This window comes from Cupriavidus pauculus (genome assembly GCF_022179805.1).
Classification (GTDB): domain Bacteria; phylum Pseudomonadota; class Gammaproteobacteria; order Burkholderiales; family Burkholderiaceae; genus Cupriavidus; species Cupriavidus pauculus_E.
The window spans coordinates 376,563-393,885 of sequence record NZ_BPUO01000005.1; the positions used below are offsets into that span (position 1 = coordinate 376,563).

General features: G+C 63.6%; 15 protein-coding genes. 10 read left to right on the top strand and 5 right to left on the bottom strand.

The window, feature by feature from the left end; genetic code table 11:
- Positions 1 to 105 precede the first annotated feature (105 nt).
- Positions 106 to 867, bottom strand: coding sequence for a TerC family protein (locus MFF62_RS12700; protein WP_238263468.1), 762 nt, complete (start codon positions 865 to 867; stop codon positions 106 to 108).
- Between the two features lie 237 nt (positions 868 to 1,104).
- Between MFF62_RS12700 and MFF62_RS12705 the strand changes: the two genes are divergently transcribed.
- The 7 genes from MFF62_RS12705 to MFF62_RS12735 all read left to right on the top strand — a co-directional run bounded on the left by MFF62_RS12705 (position 1,105) and on the right by MFF62_RS12735 (position 9,569).
- Positions 1,105 to 2,118: a 2-dehydropantoate 2-reductase gene (locus MFF62_RS12705; protein WP_238263469.1), complete on the top strand. Its 1,014-nt coding sequence runs from the start codon at positions 1,105 to 1,107 to the stop codon at positions 2,116 to 2,118.
- Between the two features lie 227 nt (positions 2,119 to 2,345).
- The gene (locus MFF62_RS12710; RefSeq protein WP_238263470.1) at positions 2,346 to 3,077 is read left to right on the top strand and encodes a GntR family transcriptional regulator; all 732 of its coding nucleotides are present in this window, start codon (positions 2,346 to 2,348) and stop codon (positions 3,075 to 3,077) included.
- A 293-nt stretch (positions 3,078 to 3,370) separates the two neighbouring features.
- On the top strand, positions 3,371 to 4,642 hold the full coding sequence (gene frc / locus MFF62_RS12715) for a formyl-CoA transferase (protein ID WP_238263471.1): 1,272 nt from the start codon (positions 3,371 to 3,373) through the stop codon (positions 4,640 to 4,642).
- 110 nt (positions 4,643 to 4,752) lie between these two features.
- Positions 4,753 to 5,535, top strand: coding sequence for a fumarylacetoacetate hydrolase family protein (locus tag MFF62_RS12720; protein WP_238263472.1), 783 nt, complete (start codon positions 4,753 to 4,755; stop codon positions 5,533 to 5,535).
- Between the two features lie 326 nt (positions 5,536 to 5,861).
- Positions 5,862 to 7,595 carry an oxalyl-CoA decarboxylase gene (gene oxc / locus MFF62_RS12725; protein ID WP_238263473.1) on the top strand — a complete coding sequence of 578 codons (1,734 nt, stop codon included), beginning with the start codon at positions 5,862 to 5,864 and terminating at the stop codon, positions 7,593 to 7,595.
- A gap of 61 nt (positions 7,596 to 7,656) precedes the next feature.
- Complete coding sequence (gene frc / locus MFF62_RS12730; protein ID WP_238263474.1) at positions 7,657 to 8,907, top strand: formyl-CoA transferase; 1,251 nt, start codon at positions 7,657 to 7,659, stop codon at positions 8,905 to 8,907.
- A 215-nt stretch (positions 8,908 to 9,122) separates the two neighbouring features.
- A complete protein-coding gene (locus MFF62_RS12735; protein ID WP_238263475.1) occupies positions 9,123 to 9,569 on the top strand; it encodes a PAS domain-containing protein in 447 nt (148 codons plus the stop codon).
- Between the two features lie 36 nt (positions 9,570 to 9,605).
- On the opposite strand, the gene sucD is transcribed toward MFF62_RS12735, so the two are convergent.
- Positions 9,606 to 10,484: a succinate--CoA ligase subunit alpha gene (sucD, locus tag MFF62_RS12740; RefSeq protein WP_238263476.1), complete on the bottom strand. Its 879-nt coding sequence runs from the start codon at positions 10,482 to 10,484 to the stop codon at positions 9,606 to 9,608.
- A 1-nt stretch (position 10,485) separates the two neighbouring features.
- Entirely contained in the window at positions 10,486 to 11,664 is a 1,179-nt protein-coding gene (gene sucC, locus MFF62_RS12745; protein WP_238263477.1) for an ADP-forming succinate--CoA ligase subunit beta, read from the bottom strand.
- 383 nt (positions 11,665 to 12,047) lie between these two features.
- Between sucC and frc (MFF62_RS12750) the strand changes: the two genes are divergently transcribed.
- Positions 12,048 to 13,280, top strand: a complete 1,233-nt coding sequence (frc, locus tag MFF62_RS12750; RefSeq protein ID WP_238263478.1) for a formyl-CoA transferase — start codon at positions 12,048 to 12,050, stop codon at positions 13,278 to 13,280.
- 60 nt (positions 13,281 to 13,340) lie between these two features.
- Here the strand turns inward: frc (MFF62_RS12750) and MFF62_RS12755 are convergent, their stop codons facing one another.
- Complete coding sequence (locus MFF62_RS12755) at positions 13,341 to 13,658, bottom strand: LysR family transcriptional regulator (RefSeq protein ID WP_238263479.1); 318 nt, start codon at positions 13,656 to 13,658, stop codon at positions 13,341 to 13,343.
- Between the two features lie 108 nt (positions 13,659 to 13,766).
- Positions 13,767 to 14,726, bottom strand: a complete 960-nt coding sequence (locus tag MFF62_RS12760; protein ID WP_238263480.1) for a LysR family transcriptional regulator — start codon at positions 14,724 to 14,726, stop codon at positions 13,767 to 13,769.
- A 213-nt stretch (positions 14,727 to 14,939) separates the two neighbouring features.
- Between MFF62_RS12760 and oxlT the strand changes: the two genes are divergently transcribed.
- Together oxlT and MFF62_RS12770 are read left to right on the top strand one after the other, a co-directional pair.
- A complete protein-coding gene (gene oxlT / locus MFF62_RS12765) occupies positions 14,940 to 16,283 on the top strand; it encodes an oxalate/formate MFS antiporter (RefSeq protein WP_238263481.1) in 1,344 nt (447 codons plus the stop codon).
- Positions 16,284 to 16,335: 52 nt separating this feature from the next.
- Entirely contained in the window at positions 16,336 to 17,247 is a 912-nt protein-coding gene (locus MFF62_RS12770) for a LysR family transcriptional regulator (RefSeq protein ID WP_238263482.1), read from the top strand.
- Positions 17,248 to 17,323 lie beyond the last annotated feature (76 nt).

Consider the following 17,323-nt stretch of genomic DNA (forward strand, 5'->3'; position numbering starts at 1 on the left):
TGGGTTCGGCAAGTGGAAAGGGGCGGGGTGCCGGCCGGGCGGGCCAGTCGGCACGTTCGCGGACATTCTAACTGTGTGAAGCGGACTGCCAAGCCCCGCTGCGCGCTATTCGCCCGTGGCCGCCTTGCCGCGCGCGCGTTCGCGACGGCGCCGCGCCACCATGTTCAGGCCCTCGACGGCCGTGGAGAACGCCATGGCCGTATAGATATAGCCCTTCGGCACGTGATGGCCCAGCCCGTCCGCGATCAGCGTCATGCCGATCATGATCAGGAAGGCCAGCGCCAGCATGACGATGGTCGGATTGTTGTTGATGAAGTTGGCCAGCGGGGTGGCGGCCACCAGCATTACGGTCACGGCCGCGATCACGGCGACGAACATGATGGGGATGTGGTCGGTCATGCCGACGGCGGTGATGATGCTGTCGATCGAGAACACGATGTCCAACACCAGGATCTGCCCGATGGCCGCCGCAAAGCCTGGCACCGCGCGTGCCACCACCGATTCATCCTCGTGTTCCGGTTCGGGCGCCACGTGCTGGTGAATCTCGCGGGTGGCCTTCCAGACCAGGAAGGCGCCACCGGCGATCAGGATGATGTCGCGCCAGGAAATGCCCTTGCCGAAGATGGTGAAGACCGGTTCGGTCAGCGCCACGATGATCGCGATGGTGGCCAGCAGCCCCAGTCGCAGGAACAGCGCCAGGCTGATACCGATGCGGCGCGCCTTTTCCCGGTTCTCCTCGGGCAGCTTGTTGGTCAGGATGGAGATGAAAATCAGGTTGTCGATACCGAGCACGATCTCCATGGCGACCAGCGTGGCCAGGGCGGCCCAGGCGGACGGGTCGCGAACCAGTTCGAGCAGCGTTTCCATGCGGACATTTCTCCGTGTCTGTAGGGGGACAGGCCGGGGAGGCGGCCCGCAAGCGGACAACTGCCGACATGGTAGCGCACACCTTGGGCCGGGCGGAACCGGTACAGCGTGTACGGAATGCCCCGCCATCGGCCTCGGTGAAGAAGAGGGTTGTCGAATTGCGATTGTGAAATATAGTATGTGATATACCAAAGATTCCAATCGCACGACTATCACGACAAATCGAGGAGACAACCCATGAAGATCTGTATCTACGGTGCCGGGGCCATTGGTGGCTACATGGGCGCCCAGCTGGCATTGGCGGGCGCCGACGTCAGCTTTATCGCCCGGGGGCCGCACCTGGCGGCCATGCAGGCCAACGGGGTGCGGCTGCAGATCGAGGGCGAGGAGCGGGTGGCCAAGGTACGCTGTACCAGCGATCCGCGCGAACTTGGGCCCCAGGACTACGTGTTCATTACGCTCAAGGCGCACCAGGTGCCGGGCGTGGTCGATCAGATGCAGGCGCTGCTGGGGCCCGAGACGGCCGTGGTGACGGGCGTCAACGGCATTCCCTACTGGTATTTCCACAAGCACGGCGGCGAATTTGCCGGGCGCACGCTGGAAAGCGTGGACCCCGGTGCCACGCAGTGGCGGGGCCTGGGGCCCGAGCGCGCCATCGGCTGCGTGCTGTACCCCGCGGCCGAAATCATCGCGCCGGGCGTCATCAAGCACGTCTATGGCAAGAAATTTCCGATTGGAGAACCTGATGGCACCCGTTCGGAACGGGTGACGCGCCTGGCCGAGATGATGGCCAAGGCCGACCTGGATGCGCCGGTGCGCGACAACATCCGGGACGAAATCTGGCTGAAGTTGTGGGGCAATCTCTGCTTCAACCCGATCAGCGCGCTGACGCATGGCACGCTGGACATCATCACGTCCGACCCCGCCACGCGTGCGTTGTCCAAGCAGATGATGCTGGAAGCCAAGGACATCGCCGAGAGTTTCGGCGTGCATTTCCGCGTAGATGTGGAGCGCCGCATCGACGGCGCCGGGGCGGTGGGCGCGCACAAGACATCGATGCTGCAGGACCTGGAGGCGGGCAGGGCCATGGAGATCGATCCGCTGCTGACCGTGGTCCAGGAAATGGGCAGGATGACCGGCCGAGCCACGCCGATGATCGACGCCGTGCTGGGTCTGATCAAGCAGCGCGACCGAATGGCGCAGGCTGCCGTTGCCAGCGCCGCTCCGGTCAAGGTGGCCAAGGCCGCCTGAAGGACGCAGGGCAATGCCCCTCGGTAGTGCCGGAAGTGCCGTCATTGTGATATACCATATACGATAGGCCGGACCCGTCCCATCCAGGGCGTCTTGGCGCCGCAAGGCGCCAGATTGATGAGCAGAGCGCATGACGGCATGCCAAACTGATCTCATGACGTTCACGGGACGGGTGCTACCGGACGCCAGACCGGCGTTCGGGGCACCGGCCACTGACGAGTGCATTCATGTCTGCCCAAAGCCAACCTGAAGTCCAGCAGCAGGTGCAGCCCCAAGGGCTGTCCCTGTCGCTGCAACCGATCAATGCGGGCGCCAGCCTGCGAGACCAGGCGTATGCGATGCTGCGCCAGGCCATTGCCGACGCCGACATCTACCAGTCGCGCGAAGAGGTTCGACTCGACGAACGCGTGCTGTCCGAAGCGCTGGGCGTGAGCCGCACGCCGATCCGCGAAGCCATGACGCTGCTGGAGCAGGAAGGGTTCCTGCGCACGGTGCCACGTCGCGGTATCTACATCACGCGCAAGACCAAGCGTGAAATCGTCGAGATGATCCAGGTGTGGGCCGCGCTGGAAAGCATGGCCGCGCGCCTGGCCACGCAAAATGCCACCGACGAGGAAATCGGCAAGCTGCGCAGCATGTTCGACAGCTTCCGCGATTCCACGCCGGCCGAGCATATCGAGGAATACTCCGACGCCAACATCGTGTTCCACCAGGCGATCGTGCAGCTCTCGAAGTCGCAGATCATCATGGACCAGATCAAGAACATCTTTGTCCATGTGCGCGCGATCCGGAAGATGACGATCTCGCAGAGCGACCGTGCGGCCCGTTCCATCGTGGACCACCTGCGGATCATCGAGGCGCTGGAAAGACGCGACACGGAACTGGCAGAACGGCTGGTGCGCCAGCATTCGCTGGACCTGGCCGAGTACGTGGAAAAGAACTGCGACTTCCTGGACTGACCCGCCGCCGATGTAGGGCGTGCTGTTCGCCACATCCTGCAACCCCAACGCCTTCCGGGCGTTGGGGTTTTTCTTTGCCTTTCGTTGCCGTTTGAACGGCATGAATCGATAGAAATCCTGCATGAATCCCGCCGAGGAGGCGGGCCGCTAGGGCAGGTGTGGCAACGCTTCAGGCGGATTGCTGCGGCGCGTCATCGAAACTCCCTGAATTCGGGTTTAAACCCCCTTGCATCTTCGTGATATACCACATACTGTATGTCAACAGAACGAGATACAACATCAGGAGACGCAGCATGGCCCAGCCCCAGAACCACAGCCAGACCAGCAGCCCCGAGCAACGCAAAGCCCTGGACGGCATTCGCATCCTGGACATGACCCACGTGCAGGCCGGCCCATCGGCGACGCAGCTGATGGCCTGGATGGGGGCCGACGTGATCAAGGTCGAAATGCCGGGACGCGGCGACATCACGCGTAGCCAGCTGCGTGATGTGCCGAATGCCGACAGCCTGTACTTCACCATGCTGAACAGCAACAAGCGCAGCCTGACGCTCAACATGAAGACCCCGGAAGGCAAGGCGCTGCTGGAAGACCTGATCCAGCAGAGCGACGTGCTGATCGAGAACTTCGGCCCGGGCGTGCTGGCCCGCGCCGGCTTTGACTGGGACCATATCCAGGACCTGAATCCGCGCATGATCTATGCGTCGATCAAGGGCTTCGGCCCGGGCCCGTACCAGGACTGCAAGGCGTACGAAAACGTGGCGCAGTGCATGGGCGGTTCGGCATCGACGACCGGTGACGCCACCGGCATGCCGACGGTGACGGGCGCGCAGATCGGCGATTCGGGCACCGGTGTGCATTGCGTGGTGGGTATCCTGGCCGCGCTGCTGCACCGCGAGCATTCGGGCCGCGGCCAGCGCGTGGAAGTGGCCATGCAGGACGCCGTACTGAACCTGTGCCGCGTGAAGCTGCGCGACCAGCAACGCCTGGACGCCGGTCCGCTGCGCGAATACCCCAACGACCAGTTCGACGACCACGTGCCGCGCGCCGGCAATGCGTCGGGCGGCGGCCAGCCTGGCGCGGCGCTGCGCTGCGCACCGGGCGGCCCGAACGACTACGTGTACGTCATCATCCAGCCGCAGGGCTGGGAGCCGCTGATGCGCCTGTGCCGCCGCGAAGACCTGATCACCGATCCGGAATTCGCCACGCCGGAAGTGCGCCTGAAAAAGCTGGCCGCCTGCTTCGGCATCATCGAGCAATGGACGCTGGGCCGCACCAAGTTCGAGGTGATGAACGCGCTCAACGAGGTGGACGTGCCGTGCGGCCCGATCCTGTCGATGAAGGACCTGATCCAGGACCAGTCGATGTACGAGCGCGGCTACCTGGTGGAGCTGGACCATCCGGCGCGCGGCAAGTACGTGCAGCTGGGCTCGCCGATCACGTTGTCCGACTCGCCCGTGGAGGTGGAGCGCTCGCCGCTGCTGGGCGAGCACACCGACGAGATCCTCGAATGGCTGGGACGCTCGCCGGCACAGATCGCGGCGCTGCGCGTGGCAGGCGCGGTCTGACCCAGGGCGCCTGCCTGTCTCCACGGCCCCTGCACCTGACAGGGGCCCCATTCCTGCTGAATTGCTGAGAGCAGGCGCGCCGGGTGCGCGCCTGCCAGAGGAGCTCTGTCGTGCAAACCTGGATCCGCTTCCGTCGTCCTGACGGTGACACCGCATACGGCCGGCTCGATGAGCGTGATGCCGACCGCGTCATCGAATGCGAGGGCCCTGGCTATACCGATCCGCGTCCCACGGGCAACACCTACAGTTACGCCGCGCTGGAACTGCTGGCGCCGTGCGAGCCCGGCAAGATCGTGGCGCTGTGGAACAACTTCCACGCGCTCGCGGCCCGGCTGGAGAAATCGGTGCCGGTGCATCCGCTGTTCCTGCTCAAGCCGGCCAGTTCGCTGGCCGGTCCTGGCGACGCCATCGAGCGGCCCAGCGGCTACACCGGCAAGATCGCCTATGAAGGCGAACTCGGCATCGTCATCGGCCGCAAATGTCGGAACGTGCCGCTTGCCGAGGCGGCGTCGCACATCTTCGGCTACACCGTCGTCAATGACGTCACGGCGGGCGAGCTGCTCAATGCCGATCCCAATTTCCCGCAGTGGACCCGCGCCAAGGGTTCGGACACCTTCGGCTGTATCGGTCCCGCCATCGTCACCGGTTTCGACTGGCGCGGCGCCAGCGTGGTGACGCGCCTGGATGGCGTCGAACGCCAGAACTATCCGCTATCCGACATCGTTTTCTCGCCAGAAGAGCAGGTCAGCCGGCTGTCGCAGGACATGACGCTGATGCCGGGTGACGTGATTGCCGTCGGCACCTCGATCGGGGTCGGGTCGATGAAGGCCGGCTCGGTCGTGGAAGTGTCGATCGCGGGCATCGGATCGCTGGTCAACCATATGAGCGGCTGACGTCCGGGACAGCATTTGCCCGCAGTTTTCGTTCAGAAGTTTGGTATGTGATATATCGCGAAGCGATTGGAAATCAGTGATTTCCCTTATCTTTCGCTAAGTTACAAGAAAATGCTGCGATGCATCGACGAAAGTTTGCCGAAGTCCTTGCTCATCGTTGATATATCACATACCGTATCCACACAAAAGATCGCTACCTGCAGCGAATCGTCAAGGAGGAGACATCGTGAAGGCCGAAGTAGCCAGGCGGGACGCGAGCAACCGCTGAAGACATCCTGAAGCAGAAGTTTTTCCATTCCCGTCAATTTGTATAGAAGGAAGCAACCATGGCAGAAGTCGGAAATGAGGTGCAGCGTCACGCCGCCGAAGAACAACAGGCACAAACCGATGGTTTTCATCTGGTCATCGACGCACTGAAGCTGAACGGCATCGAAAACATCTACGGCCTGCCCGGCATTCCGGTCACGGACCTGGCCCGACTGGCACAGGCCAACGGCATGCGCGTCATCAGTTTTCGCCATGAGCAGAATGCAGGTAACGCCGCGGCGATTGCCGGCTTCCTGACGCAGAAGCCGGGCGTTTGCCTGACCGTTTCCGCTCCCGGCTTCCTGAACGGGCTGACGGCGCTGGCCAATGCCACCACCAACTGCTTCCCGATGATCCTGATCAGCGGCTCCAGCGAGCGCGAGATCGTCGACCTGCAGCAGGGTGACTACGAAGAGATGGACCAACTGGCCATCGCCCGTCCGCACGCCAAGGCTGCCTTCCGCGTGCTGCACGCCGAAGACATCGGTGTGGCAGTGGCACGTGCCATCCGCGCCGCCGTGTCGGGCCGTCCGGGCGGTGTGTACCTGGACCTGCCGGCCAAGCTGCTGGCCCAGTCGATGGAAGCCGAGAAGGGCCGCAAGTCGCTGATCAAGGTAGTGGATCCGGCTCCGCGCCAACTGCCGGCACCGGACTCGATCGACCGCGCCGTGGCACTGCTGAAGGGCGCCAAGCGTCCGCTGATCCTGCTGGGCAAGGGCGCCGCATACGCACGTGCCGATGCCGATATCCGCGCGCTGGTCGAGAAGACCGGCATTCCGTACCTGCCGATGTCGATGGCCAAGGGCCTGATTCCCGATACGCATCCGCAATCGGCCTCGGCCGCGCGGTCGTACGTGCTGGCGGAAGCCGACGTGGTGATGCTGGTGGGCGCGCGCCTGAACTGGCTGCTGTCGCACGGCAAGGGCAAGACCTGGGGCAAGCCGAAGCAGTTCATCCAGATCGACATCTCGCCGACCGAAATGGACAGCAACGTGGCCATCGCCGCGCCGGTAGTAGGCGACATCGGCTCGTGCGTAGCGGCACTGCTCGACAAGGTCGGCAACGACTTCACCAAGCCGGGCGCTGACTGGCTGGGCGCGGTGGAAGAGAAAAAGGAAAAGAACCTGGCGAAGATGGCCGAGACGCTGGCCAAGGACGTATCGCCGATGAACTTCCACAGCGCACTGCGCGCGCTGAAGGACGTGGTCAAGGCCAATCCGGACATCTCGTTCGTCAACGAAGGCGCCAACACGCTGGACTACGCCCGTGCCGTGATCGACATGTACGAGCCACGCAAGCGCCTGGACGTGGGCACCTGGGGCGTGATGGGCGTGGGCATGGGCTACGCGGTGGCCGCGGCGGTGGAAACCAACAAGCCGGTGCTGGCGCTGTGCGGTGACAGTGCGTTCGGTTTCTCGGGCATGGAGGTGGAAACGATCTGCCGCTACAACCTGCCGATCTGCGTGGTCATCTTCAACAACAACGGCGTCTACAAGGGCATCGACGTGAACCCGACCGGCGGCAACGACCCGGCGGTGACGATGTTCGTCAAGGGCGCTCGCTACGACAAGATGATGGAAGCATTCGGCGGCGTTGGTCACAACGTCACTACGCCGGAGGAACTCGAAGCCGCCGTGAACGAGGCGCTGCGCTCTGGCAAGCCGACGCTGGTCAACGCCGTCATCGACCCGGCAGCCGGTACCGAAAGCGGCCGCCTGACCAACCTGAATCCGCAAAGCTCGGCCAGCAAGTAACCGCTAGCAAGTATTCGTATTCCACCCAAGTTTCACCCTCTATTCCAATAGGAGAGCGAAAGTGAACCTCCCACTCAATGGCATCAAGATCATCGACTTCACGCACGTACAGGCCGGCCCCGCCTGCACCCAGCTTCTCGCGTGGTTTGGCGCGGACGTCATCAAGGTGGAACGTCCGGGCTCCGGCGACGTCACCCGCACGCAGCTGCGTGACATTCCCGACGCCGATGCGCTGTACTTCACCATGCTGAACAGCAACAAGCGCTCGCTGACGCTGGATACCAAGAAGCCGGAAGGCAAGAAGATCCTGGAGCAGCTGATCCGTGAATCGGACGTGCTGGTGGAAAACTTTGGCCCGGGTGCGCTGGACCGCATGGGCTTCTCGTGGGCCCGCATCAAGGAACTGAACCCGAAGATGATCGTGGCATCGGTCAAGGGCTTCAGCGATGGCCACCACTATGAAGACCTGAAGGTGTACGAGAACGTGGCACAGTGCGCCGGCGGCGCCGCGTCGACCACCGGTTTCTGGGACGGCCCGCCGACCGTGTCCGCCGCTGCCCTGGGCGACACGAACACCGGCATGCACCTGGCCATCGGCATCCTGACCGCGATCATCGGTCGCCAGCAGACCGGCCAGGGCCAGAAGGTGGCCGTGTCGATGCAGGACGCCGTGCTGAACCTGTGCCGCGTGAAGCTGCGCGACCAGCAGCGCCTGGACCGCCAGGGCTACCTGGAAGAGTATCCGCAGTACCCGCATGGCACGTTCAGCGACGTGGTGCCCCGTGGCGGCAACGCCGGCGGTGGCGGCCAGCCGGGCTGGGTGCTGAAGTGCAAGGGCTGGGAGACCGATCCGAACGCCTACATCTACTTCACGGTGCAGGGCCATGCCTGGGAGCCGATCTGCAAGGCACTGGGCCGCGAAGAGTGGATCGACGATCCCAACTACAACACGGCCAAGGCCCGTCAGCCGCACATCTTCGAGATCTTCAAGACGATCGAAGAGTGGCTCGCCGACAAGACCAAGTACGAAGCAGTGGATATCCTGCGCAAGTTCGATATTCCTTGCTCGCCGGTGCTGTCGATGAAGGAAATCGCGGCTGATGAATCGCTGCGCAAGAGCGGCTCGATCGTGGAAGTCCCGCACAAGGAACGTGGCACGTACCTGACCGTGGGCAGCCCGATCAAGTTCTCGGACATGAAGCCCGAAATCACCGGTTCGCCGCTGCTGGGCGAGCACAGCGACGAAGTGCTGGCCGGCCTGGGCTACGGTGCCGAGGAAATCGCGAGCCTGCGTGACGCCAACGTGATCTGAGCGGGACAACAACAACACTGCCAGTGCCCACCATGGTGACAATGGGCCAGACTGGAGCGCCGGGGAATGCGTGGACTGGATGTACCACGCGCCCCGGCGCTTTTTTGCTTGGACGTCAACCTGACGGACGGGCAGGGCGGACAGTGCCACAATGACACCCCGGACACCGGGCGACGAAGAAAGCCACCCCCTATTCCCCACAAAGGAAAAAGACCATGCAGGCAGCGATCGACTTTGAACAACTGGTGTCAGCCATCGGCGACGCCGTCATCATCTCCGGCCCCGACGGTGCGATCACGTTGTGGAACCCGGCTGCGGAGTACATGTTCGGCTACACCCAGGAAGAAGCCCTTGGCAAGTCGCTGGACCTGATCATTCCCGAGCGGCTGCGCGCGCGGCACTGGGAGGGCTACGACAAGACCATGGCGACGGGCCAGACCCGCTATGGCCATGACCTGCTCAAGGTGCCGGCGATCAACAAGAAGGGCGATCCGATGTCGATTGCTTTCACCGTGGCGCTGCTGCATGGCGACGGCGGCGAGATCACCGGCATCGTGGCGGTGATCCGCGACGAGACCGTGCGCTTTCAGGAAGAGCGGGCGCTGCGCAAGCGCATCACGGAGCTGGAAGCGAAAGCGGGCGCTGCGGCCGGCGCCGCCTGAAGCTTCGCACCCGCGCGCTGGTTTCGGGTGCGCGGGCTACCGCATCGCGGCGGCCATGGTCTTGCCGAGCGCCGCCGGCGAGGCAGCCATATGGATGCCGGCTTCGCGCATGGCATCGATCTTCGCGTCCGCCGTGCCTGCGGCACCCAGGAGGATCGCGCCAGCATGGCCCCTGTGACACCCCTGCGGGGCCGTGGTGCCCGCGATCAAGCCCACTACTGGTTTGGGTTTGCGCGTGCGCGCATCGCGCAGGAAGCGGGCCGCATCTTCCTCCGCCGATCCGCCAGTCTCGCCGATCATGATGATGCCTTCGGTCTGGTCGTCGGCCAGGAACATCTCCAGGCAGTCGATGAAGCTGGTGCCGCTCAGCGCGTCGCCACCAATGCCGATGCAGGTTGATTGCCCCAGTCCGGCCGCCGTGGTCTGCGCCACGGCCTCATAGGCCAACGTACCCGAGCGCGACACCACGCCGATCTTGCCCGGGCTATGGATGTGGTCCGGCATGATGCCGATCTTGCACCGCCCCGGCGCGATGACCCCGGAGCAATTCGGGCCGACCAGGCGCGTGCCGGAGCCCGACAGCGCCCGCTTGACCCGCACCATGTCCATGACGGGAATGCCTTCGGTGATGCAGACGATCAGCGCAATGCCGGCATCGGCGGCTTCCATGATGGCGTCGGCGGCAAATGGCGCCGGCACATAGATGACCGATGCCTCGGCACCGGTGGCATCGACCGCTTCGGCCACCGTATCGAAGACAGGCAGCCCCAGGTGCGACGCCCCGCCTTTGCCGGGCGTGACACCGCCCACCAGCTTCGTGCCATAGGCCAGTGCCTGTTCCGAATGGAACGTGCCTTGTGCGCCGGTGAAGCCCTGGCAGACCACGCGGGTGTTCTGGTCGATCAGCACGGCCATGTCACTTGCCTCCGTTCTTCTGCGTGGCACGCACGGCGCCCACCACTTTCTCGGCCGCATCGGCCAGATGGCTGGCGGACAGGATCGGCAGGCCCGAATCGCGCAGGATCTGCCGGCCCAGGTCCGCATTCGTGCCGGCGAGCCGCACCACCAGCGGGACGGTCAGGCCGGTTGCATGCGCGGCTGCGACCACGCCTTCGGCGATCTCGTCGCAGCGTGTGAGGCCGCCGAAGACGTTCACCAGGATGCCTTCGACCTTGGGGTCGGCCAGCATCAGCCGGAAAGCGGCTGAAACGTCGTTGGTGGCGCCGTCGCCCGCCAGGCCGAGGATGTTGGCCGGCTCGCCGCCATGCAGCCTGAGGATGTCCATGGTGGCCATCGCCAGGCCCGCGCCATTCACCATGCAGCCGATGTTGCCGCCCAGGCGCAAGCAGTGCAGGGCGTGCCGAGCGGCCTCGGTCTCGGTGGGGTCTTCCTCGCCCTCGTCGCGCAGGGCCTCGATTTCAGGGTGGCGGAAGAGGGCGTTGTCGTCGAAGCTGAGCCTGGCGTCGAGCGCCATCAGGTTGCCGCAGCCGGTGACCACCAGCGGATTGATCTCAACGATCGACGCGTCTAGCTCGGTAAATGCGCGGTAGGCCGACAGGATGAAACGCGTGGCCGCGCCCACCTGCTTGCCCGACAGCCCCATGCCAAATGCCAGCCGGCGCGCATGAAACGGCTGGATGCCGCTGACCGGATCGATTGCCATCTTCAGGATTGTTTCGGGCGCACGTGCGGCGGCCTCCTCGATGGCCATGCCGCCCTCGGCGGACGCCATGATCGTGACGCGCGACGTAGCGGGATCGATCGCGATGCCCAGGTACAGTTCGCGGGCGATATCGCAACCTTTCTCGATATAGAGGCGCCGCACCACGCGGCCAGCCGCGCCGGTCTGCCGGGTGACCAGGGTCGTGCCCAGCATCTGCGCCGCGCTGGCGTGCACGTCATCGATTGACTTCACCACGCGCACGCCGGCACCACGGCCGCCTGCGTGGATCTGCGATTTCACCACCCAGACCGCGCCGCCCAGCTTGCGGGCGGCATGGGCAGCCTCGTCCGGCGTAAAGGCCACGCAGCCTTGCGGCACGGGCACGTCATAGCGCCTGAGCAACTCCTTGGCCTGATATTCGTGAATGTTCACGTGTCTCCTCGCTTGAAAGCGTCGGGTAGCGCAGGGCAGTTGCCTGTCTTGTTTTACGAAGACTAAAATATGGTATGTAATATATCAACAGAATTTAGCCAAAAATGCGTGGAAATGCCTACGCGAGAGATGGGCACGAGGTCGTCGATGAGGTTCCCGCATCAATGCGGCGCGATTGATCGCAATGGCTTCTTAGCCCGGTTTCTTGTGGGATAACGCCAGGTTGGCACGAAAGCCTTGTTGCGACGCAGGATGGAAAGTCGGCATTCAGTTGATTTTCTTCTTGTTGTGACTTGATATATCACATACCGTGTTAAACAAGGTCGGCGCATCGCCAGCGGCGCCCGACAGTGATTCCTGTGAAACAAGGAGACGATAACGGCATGGAAACCAAGGCTCTGGAAGGGGTGCGCATCCTGGACATGACCCACGTGCAGGCCGGTCCGTCGGCCACGCAACTGATGGCCTGGCTGGGCGCCGATGTGATCAAGGTGGAAATGCCGGGCCGGGGTGACATCACGCGCGGCCAGCTGCGCGATGTACCCAACGCGGACAGCCTCTACTTCACGATGCTGAACTCGAACAAACGCAGCGTGACGGTCAATATGAAGTCGCCCGATGGCAAGGCCGTGCTGGAAGACCTGATCCGGCAATGCGACGTGCTGGTCGAGAACTTCGGCCCCGGCGTGCTGGATCGGGCCGGGTTCGATTGGCCCCGCGTGCAGGAACTGAACCCACGCATGATCTATGCGTCGATCAAAGGCTTTGGTCCCGGCCCGTACGTGGACTGCAAGGCGTACGAGAACGTGGCCCAGTGCATGGGCGGCTCCGCCAGCACCACGGGCACCGACGATGGGGAACCGACCGTGACCGGCGCGCAGATTGGCGATTCGGGTACCGGCGTGCATTGCGTGGTGGGCATCCTGGCCGCGCTGATCCAGCGTCAGACCAGCGGACGTGGCCAGCGCGTGGAAGTGGCCATGCAGGATGCCGTGCTGAACCTGTGCCGCGTGAAGCTGCGCGACCAGCAGCGCCTGGCGGCTGGCGCGCTCAAGGAGTATCCGAATCCCGAGTTCGGCGACTTCGTGCCGCGTGCCGGCAATGCGTCTGGCGGGGGCCAGCCTGGCGCCGCGCTGCGATGCTCGCCGGGCGGGGCCAACGACTACGTCTACGTCATCATCCAGCCCCAGGGCTGGGAACCGCTGATGCGCCTGTGCGGCCGCGAGGACCTGATCACGCATCCCGATTTCTCCACGCCGGAAGCGCGCCTGAAGATCCTGGGCGAATGCTTCGGCGTGATCGAGAAATGGACCAGGAGCAAGAGCAAGTTCGAGGTCATGGCGGCGCTGAACGACGTGGACGTGCCATGCGGCCCGATCCTGTCGATGAAGGACCTGATCGAGGATGCGTCGCTGTACGAGCGCGGCTACCTGGTGGAGCTGGACCATCCGCAGCGCGGCAAGTACGTGCAGCTGGGCAGTCCGATCACGCTTTCGGCATCGCCCGTGGAGATCGAGCGCTCGCCGCTGCTGGGTGAGCACACCGATGAGGTTCTGGAATGGCTGGGCCGCACGCCGGCGCAGATCGCTGCGCTGAAGGCGGCCGGGGCAGTGTAGCGCCAGAAAAGACAAAGGGCCCCGTGACGGGGCCCTTGTCGCCAGGCGGACGCCGGAAACTCAGTTCGCTCCGGCCCCTGCCACGCCGCGCAGGTACTCGTTCTTCTTGTCGAAGATCAGTTGGCTGAGGAACGGCGCGTCGTACGCGTTCAGCAGGTGGGCGTGGTACTGCTCGATATAGCGCGTGACGCGCGTTTTCTCGCACTCGATGCCGCAGAGCCACTCGAACATCGGCGCGTCCCAGCGGAAACGCAGGCCAAGTTCGGTGAAGGCGGCATTGTAGGCGGCCAGATGGATCTCACGATCAGGGTGGCGCATCTCGCTGACGGCCGCCGACATTGCGGCGGTGGCGGGCGCGTCTGACTGGAGGTGGTTCATGATCGTCTCCTGAGGGTTGCACACGTCTCGGCGTGTGATGTCAGGAGCTTAGACAGCGCGAACGATTTACGATAATTAAAGTTTCAAGGCAAAATCATAAGTCATCGCTTATGCATGGAATGACTGGGCCTGCTGGGGCCGGATCAGTCCTTCCACGCCGGTGATCTGTTCGATCAAGGTATGACCTTCTTCCATCAGGAACTGCTTGAACGCCAATGCCACGGGTGGCAGGCGCTTGTTCTTGCGGTGGACCACGTACCAGTTCAGCATCACCGGAAAGCCTTCGATATCGAGCACCGCGAGCTTGCCGGTCTGCAGTTCCAGGCCGACGGTGTGCGCGGACAGGAAGGCGATGCCCATGTTGGCGATCACCGCCTGCTTGATGGTTTCGGTGCTCTTGATCTCCATCGCGATGCGCAGGTTGGAGAGCCGTCCCGCGAAACCTTCCTGCATCGAGTTCCACGTGTCCGAGCCTTTTTCGCGCGACACGAACGCTTCCTCTGCCAGGCCGGCCAGCGGAATCTGGCGCTGGCCCACCATCGGATGGTTGGGTGCGGCAACGATGACGTAGGGGTGGGGCGCGAACGACTCGGCAATGGTGTCCATGGCCTCGGGCGGGCGGACCATGACGGCGAGGTCGGTCAGGTTGCCGGCCAGCTGGTGCAGCAGTTCCTCGCGATTGTGCACTGCAAGGTTCAGCGTGACCGAATCATGCCGATTCATGAATTCGGCCAGCAGGCGGGGGAAGAAGTAGTCGCCCGCGCTGATCACGGCCACGTTGAGGCGACCCCCGGAGATACCCTTAAGCTGCGCCATTGCGTCTTCCGCTTCGCGGAATTGCTGAATGATGCTGCGGCTATAGTGAAGCATCTCGGTGCCCGCTGGCGTCAGGTAGATGCGCTTGCCGAGCTGCTCGAAAAGCGGCAGTCCCACATGCAGTTCGAGCTGCCGAACCTGTGTAGAAACAGCGGGTTGCGTGAGGTGGAGCTCTTCCGCAGCACGCGAAAAACTCAGGTGGCGGGCCACCGTTTCGAACACTTTCAACTGACGCAGCGTGGCATTTTTCATTGCACCGTATCCTGCAATCTATAAAGGATCGTCAATGATCATAATAAAAAACTTTATGCTGTGCTGATCTAAGTTTGAAGTAGCATCAATCCACGAATTACGTGCCGCAATGTCAGGCGCGCTCATTCAGTAGTGCAAAACGGGCGTCCCCCACAGGCCAGCCCACCACGCGCGCCGCAGAGCGCGCACGACACTAATGCAAGGAGACACGACATGGCGCAATTCGATGCGGCAGGCCCCGCCATGGGCAATTCCAACGGCGGGTTGCTCCGCAACCGCTGGTTTCAGCTGTTTATCGGCGTGATCTGTATGGGACTTGTGGCCAACCTCCAGTATGGCTGGACGTTGTTCGTAGGACCCATGAACGCGAAGCATCATTGGGGCGACTCTGCAATCCAGGTCGCCTTTTCTATTTTTATCGTCACTGAAACCTGGCTCGTGCCGCTGGAAGGCTGGCTCGTCGACAAGTTCGGGCCGCGCCCCGTGGTGGCCGGCGGTGCGATCTGCGCCGGGCTGGCGTGGGTCCTGAATTCCTATGCCACGTCGCTGCCGATGCTCTATACAGCAGCCGTGATCGCCGGCATCGGCGCGGGTGGCGTGTATGGCACCTGCGTGGGCAATGCGCTCAAGTGGTTCCCGGACAAGCGCGGCCTGGCCGCCGGCCTGACGGCCGCGGGCTTTGGCGCTGGCTCCGCACTGACGGTGATTCCGATCGCCAACATGATCCAGACCTCGGGTTATGAGCATGCGTTCTTCACGTTCGGCATCCTGCAGGGCGTGCTGATCCTGGCCATGGCCTTGCTGCTGGTGAAGCCGCAGCCGCCGAAGGGCGCCATCGCCAACAAGAAAATCCTGACCAACCCGGTGGAATTCACGCCGGGGCAGATGGTGCGCACGCCGGTGTTCTGGGTGATCTACGTATCGTTCGTTGCCGTGGCAGCGGGCGGCATCATGGCCACCGCGCAACTGGGCCCGATCGCCAAGGACTTCGGCTTTGCCTCGATGCCGGTGACGATGCTTGGCTTCACGCTGCCGCTGCTGACGATGACGCTGTCCATCGACAACCTCTGCAACGGGCTGACCCGGCCGCTGTGCGGGTTTGTCTCGGACCGTATCGGCCGCGAGAACACCATGTTCCTGATCTTCATCGGCGAAGGTCTGTCGTTGATCGGCCTGCTGGAGATGGGACACAACCCGTACTGGTTCATGTTCTTCGCCGCACTCACGTTCCTGTTCTGGGGCGAGATCTTCTCGATCTTCCCGGCGCTGTGTGCCGATACCTTCGGTAGCAAGTTTGCCGCAGCCAATGCCGGCACGCTCTACACCGCCAAGGGCACGGCTGCGCTGCTGGTGCCGGTGGCGTCGATCCTGTCGCACTCGGGCGGATGGAACCTGGTGTTCGCAGTGGCCGCCGTGATGACAGTGGCGGCAGGGATATCGGCGAAGTTCGTGCTGCAGCCGATGCGCAGGCGCTTTATCACGGGCCATGCCTCGGCAGTGCCCGTCAGTGACACCGCTACGTACATGGCGGGTTTCTCAACCGGCAAGGGTGAATAGCAGGGCCCCTTGCCCACGACAACAGCAGTCCCAGCAAGGAAGGAGCGGCACCATGAATGTTTCGCTTCCTCAGTTGAAGGCCTTTGCCGCAGTGGCGCGCCAGAAAAGCTTTACGCGCGCCGCGGCGGAACTGGGCCTCACGCAATCGGCGATCAGCCGTAGTGTGCGAGAGCTAGAAGAAGAAATTGACCAGCGCCTGTTCGATCGCACCACGCGACAGGTGGAGCTGACCGATGCCGGTGAAACGCTGTCGCAACGCATCTGCCATCTGATCGAGGAAGTCGAGCAGACGCTGCGGGAAAGCCATGGCACCGGCAAGCCGTCGCAGGGAACGGTGCAGATCGCGACCGACCCGGTGCTGTCCTCGATGTCGTTGCCGATGTGGGTGGCGGGTTGCCGCAAGGCGTGGCCCGGCATCGGCATCACGCTGCGCGACCGTTCGCACGAGAGTGTCTTGCAGAGCGTGCGTAGCGGCGAGGTGGACTTCGGCATCGCCAGCAATCCGGGGCCTTGCGACGACCTGTATTGCGAGCCGCTTTGCGCGGACCCGCTGCAGGCGGTGCTGCCCGCGGACCATCCGCTGGCGGCGCGGGATTCGCTGGGATGGGGAGAGCTGGCCGACGCCTCGGTGCTGGCCCTGGATCAGAACTCCGGCGTCCAGCCCGCAGTCGAACGGGCGCTCTCGACGTATCACGTGCGGCCCGGCTCCTTGCAGTTGCTCGGGCATTTCGCCGCCATCTTCGGGATGGTGGCGATGGGGCTGGGCATCGGCGTGGTGCCGTCGCGTGCGCAGGCCAGCGGCATGGCTCCCGCCGCTGTCCTGCGACCGTTGCGGCCGCAGGTGACATCCAATGTCATGCTGGTTCGACGCAAGTCACGCTCGCTCAAGCCGAACGCCGCTGCCGTGTGGGACAACCTGCGCGCGCAGGAATACGACCAGGCCCTGTTGAAGAAAGTAGGGTAGGGCGATGAACGGGATTCACGTACCGCGCTGCAAAAATATTTTTTGCGGCGCATCGTGCATCTTTTAGCCCGGAAAG

Coding starts and splice junctions, on each gene's coding strand:
- MFF62_RS12700 (WP_238263468.1), bottom strand. CDS start 867: ATGGAAACGCTGCTCGAACTGGTTCGCGACCCGTCCGCCTGGGCCGCC.
- MFF62_RS12705 (WP_238263469.1), top strand. CDS start 1,105: ATGAAGATCTGTATCTACGGTGCCGGGGCCATTGGTGGCTACATGGGC.
- MFF62_RS12710 (WP_238263470.1), top strand. CDS start 2,346: ATGTCTGCCCAAAGCCAACCTGAAGTCCAGCAGCAGGTGCAGCCCCAA.
- frc (WP_238263471.1), top strand. CDS start 3,371: ATGGCCCAGCCCCAGAACCACAGCCAGACCAGCAGCCCCGAGCAACGC.
- oxc (WP_238263473.1), top strand. CDS start 5,862: ATGGCAGAAGTCGGAAATGAGGTGCAGCGTCACGCCGCCGAAGAACAA.
- MFF62_RS12735 (WP_238263475.1), top strand. CDS start 9,123: ATGCAGGCAGCGATCGACTTTGAACAACTGGTGTCAGCCATCGGCGAC.
- sucD (WP_238263476.1), bottom strand. CDS start 10,484: ATGGCCGTGCTGATCGACCAGAACACCCGCGTGGTCTGCCAGGGCTTC.
- frc (WP_238263478.1), top strand. CDS start 12,048: ATGGAAACCAAGGCTCTGGAAGGGGTGCGCATCCTGGACATGACCCAC.
- MFF62_RS12755 (WP_238263479.1), bottom strand. CDS start 13,658: ATGAACCACCTCCAGTCAGACGCGCCCGCCACCGCCGCAATGTCGGCG.
- MFF62_RS12760 (WP_238263480.1), bottom strand. CDS start 14,726: ATGAAAAATGCCACGCTGCGTCAGTTGAAAGTGTTCGAAACGGTGGCC.
- oxlT (WP_238263481.1), top strand. CDS start 14,940: ATGGCGCAATTCGATGCGGCAGGCCCCGCCATGGGCAATTCCAACGGC.
- MFF62_RS12770 (WP_238263482.1), top strand. CDS start 16,336: ATGAATGTTTCGCTTCCTCAGTTGAAGGCCTTTGCCGCAGTGGCGCGC.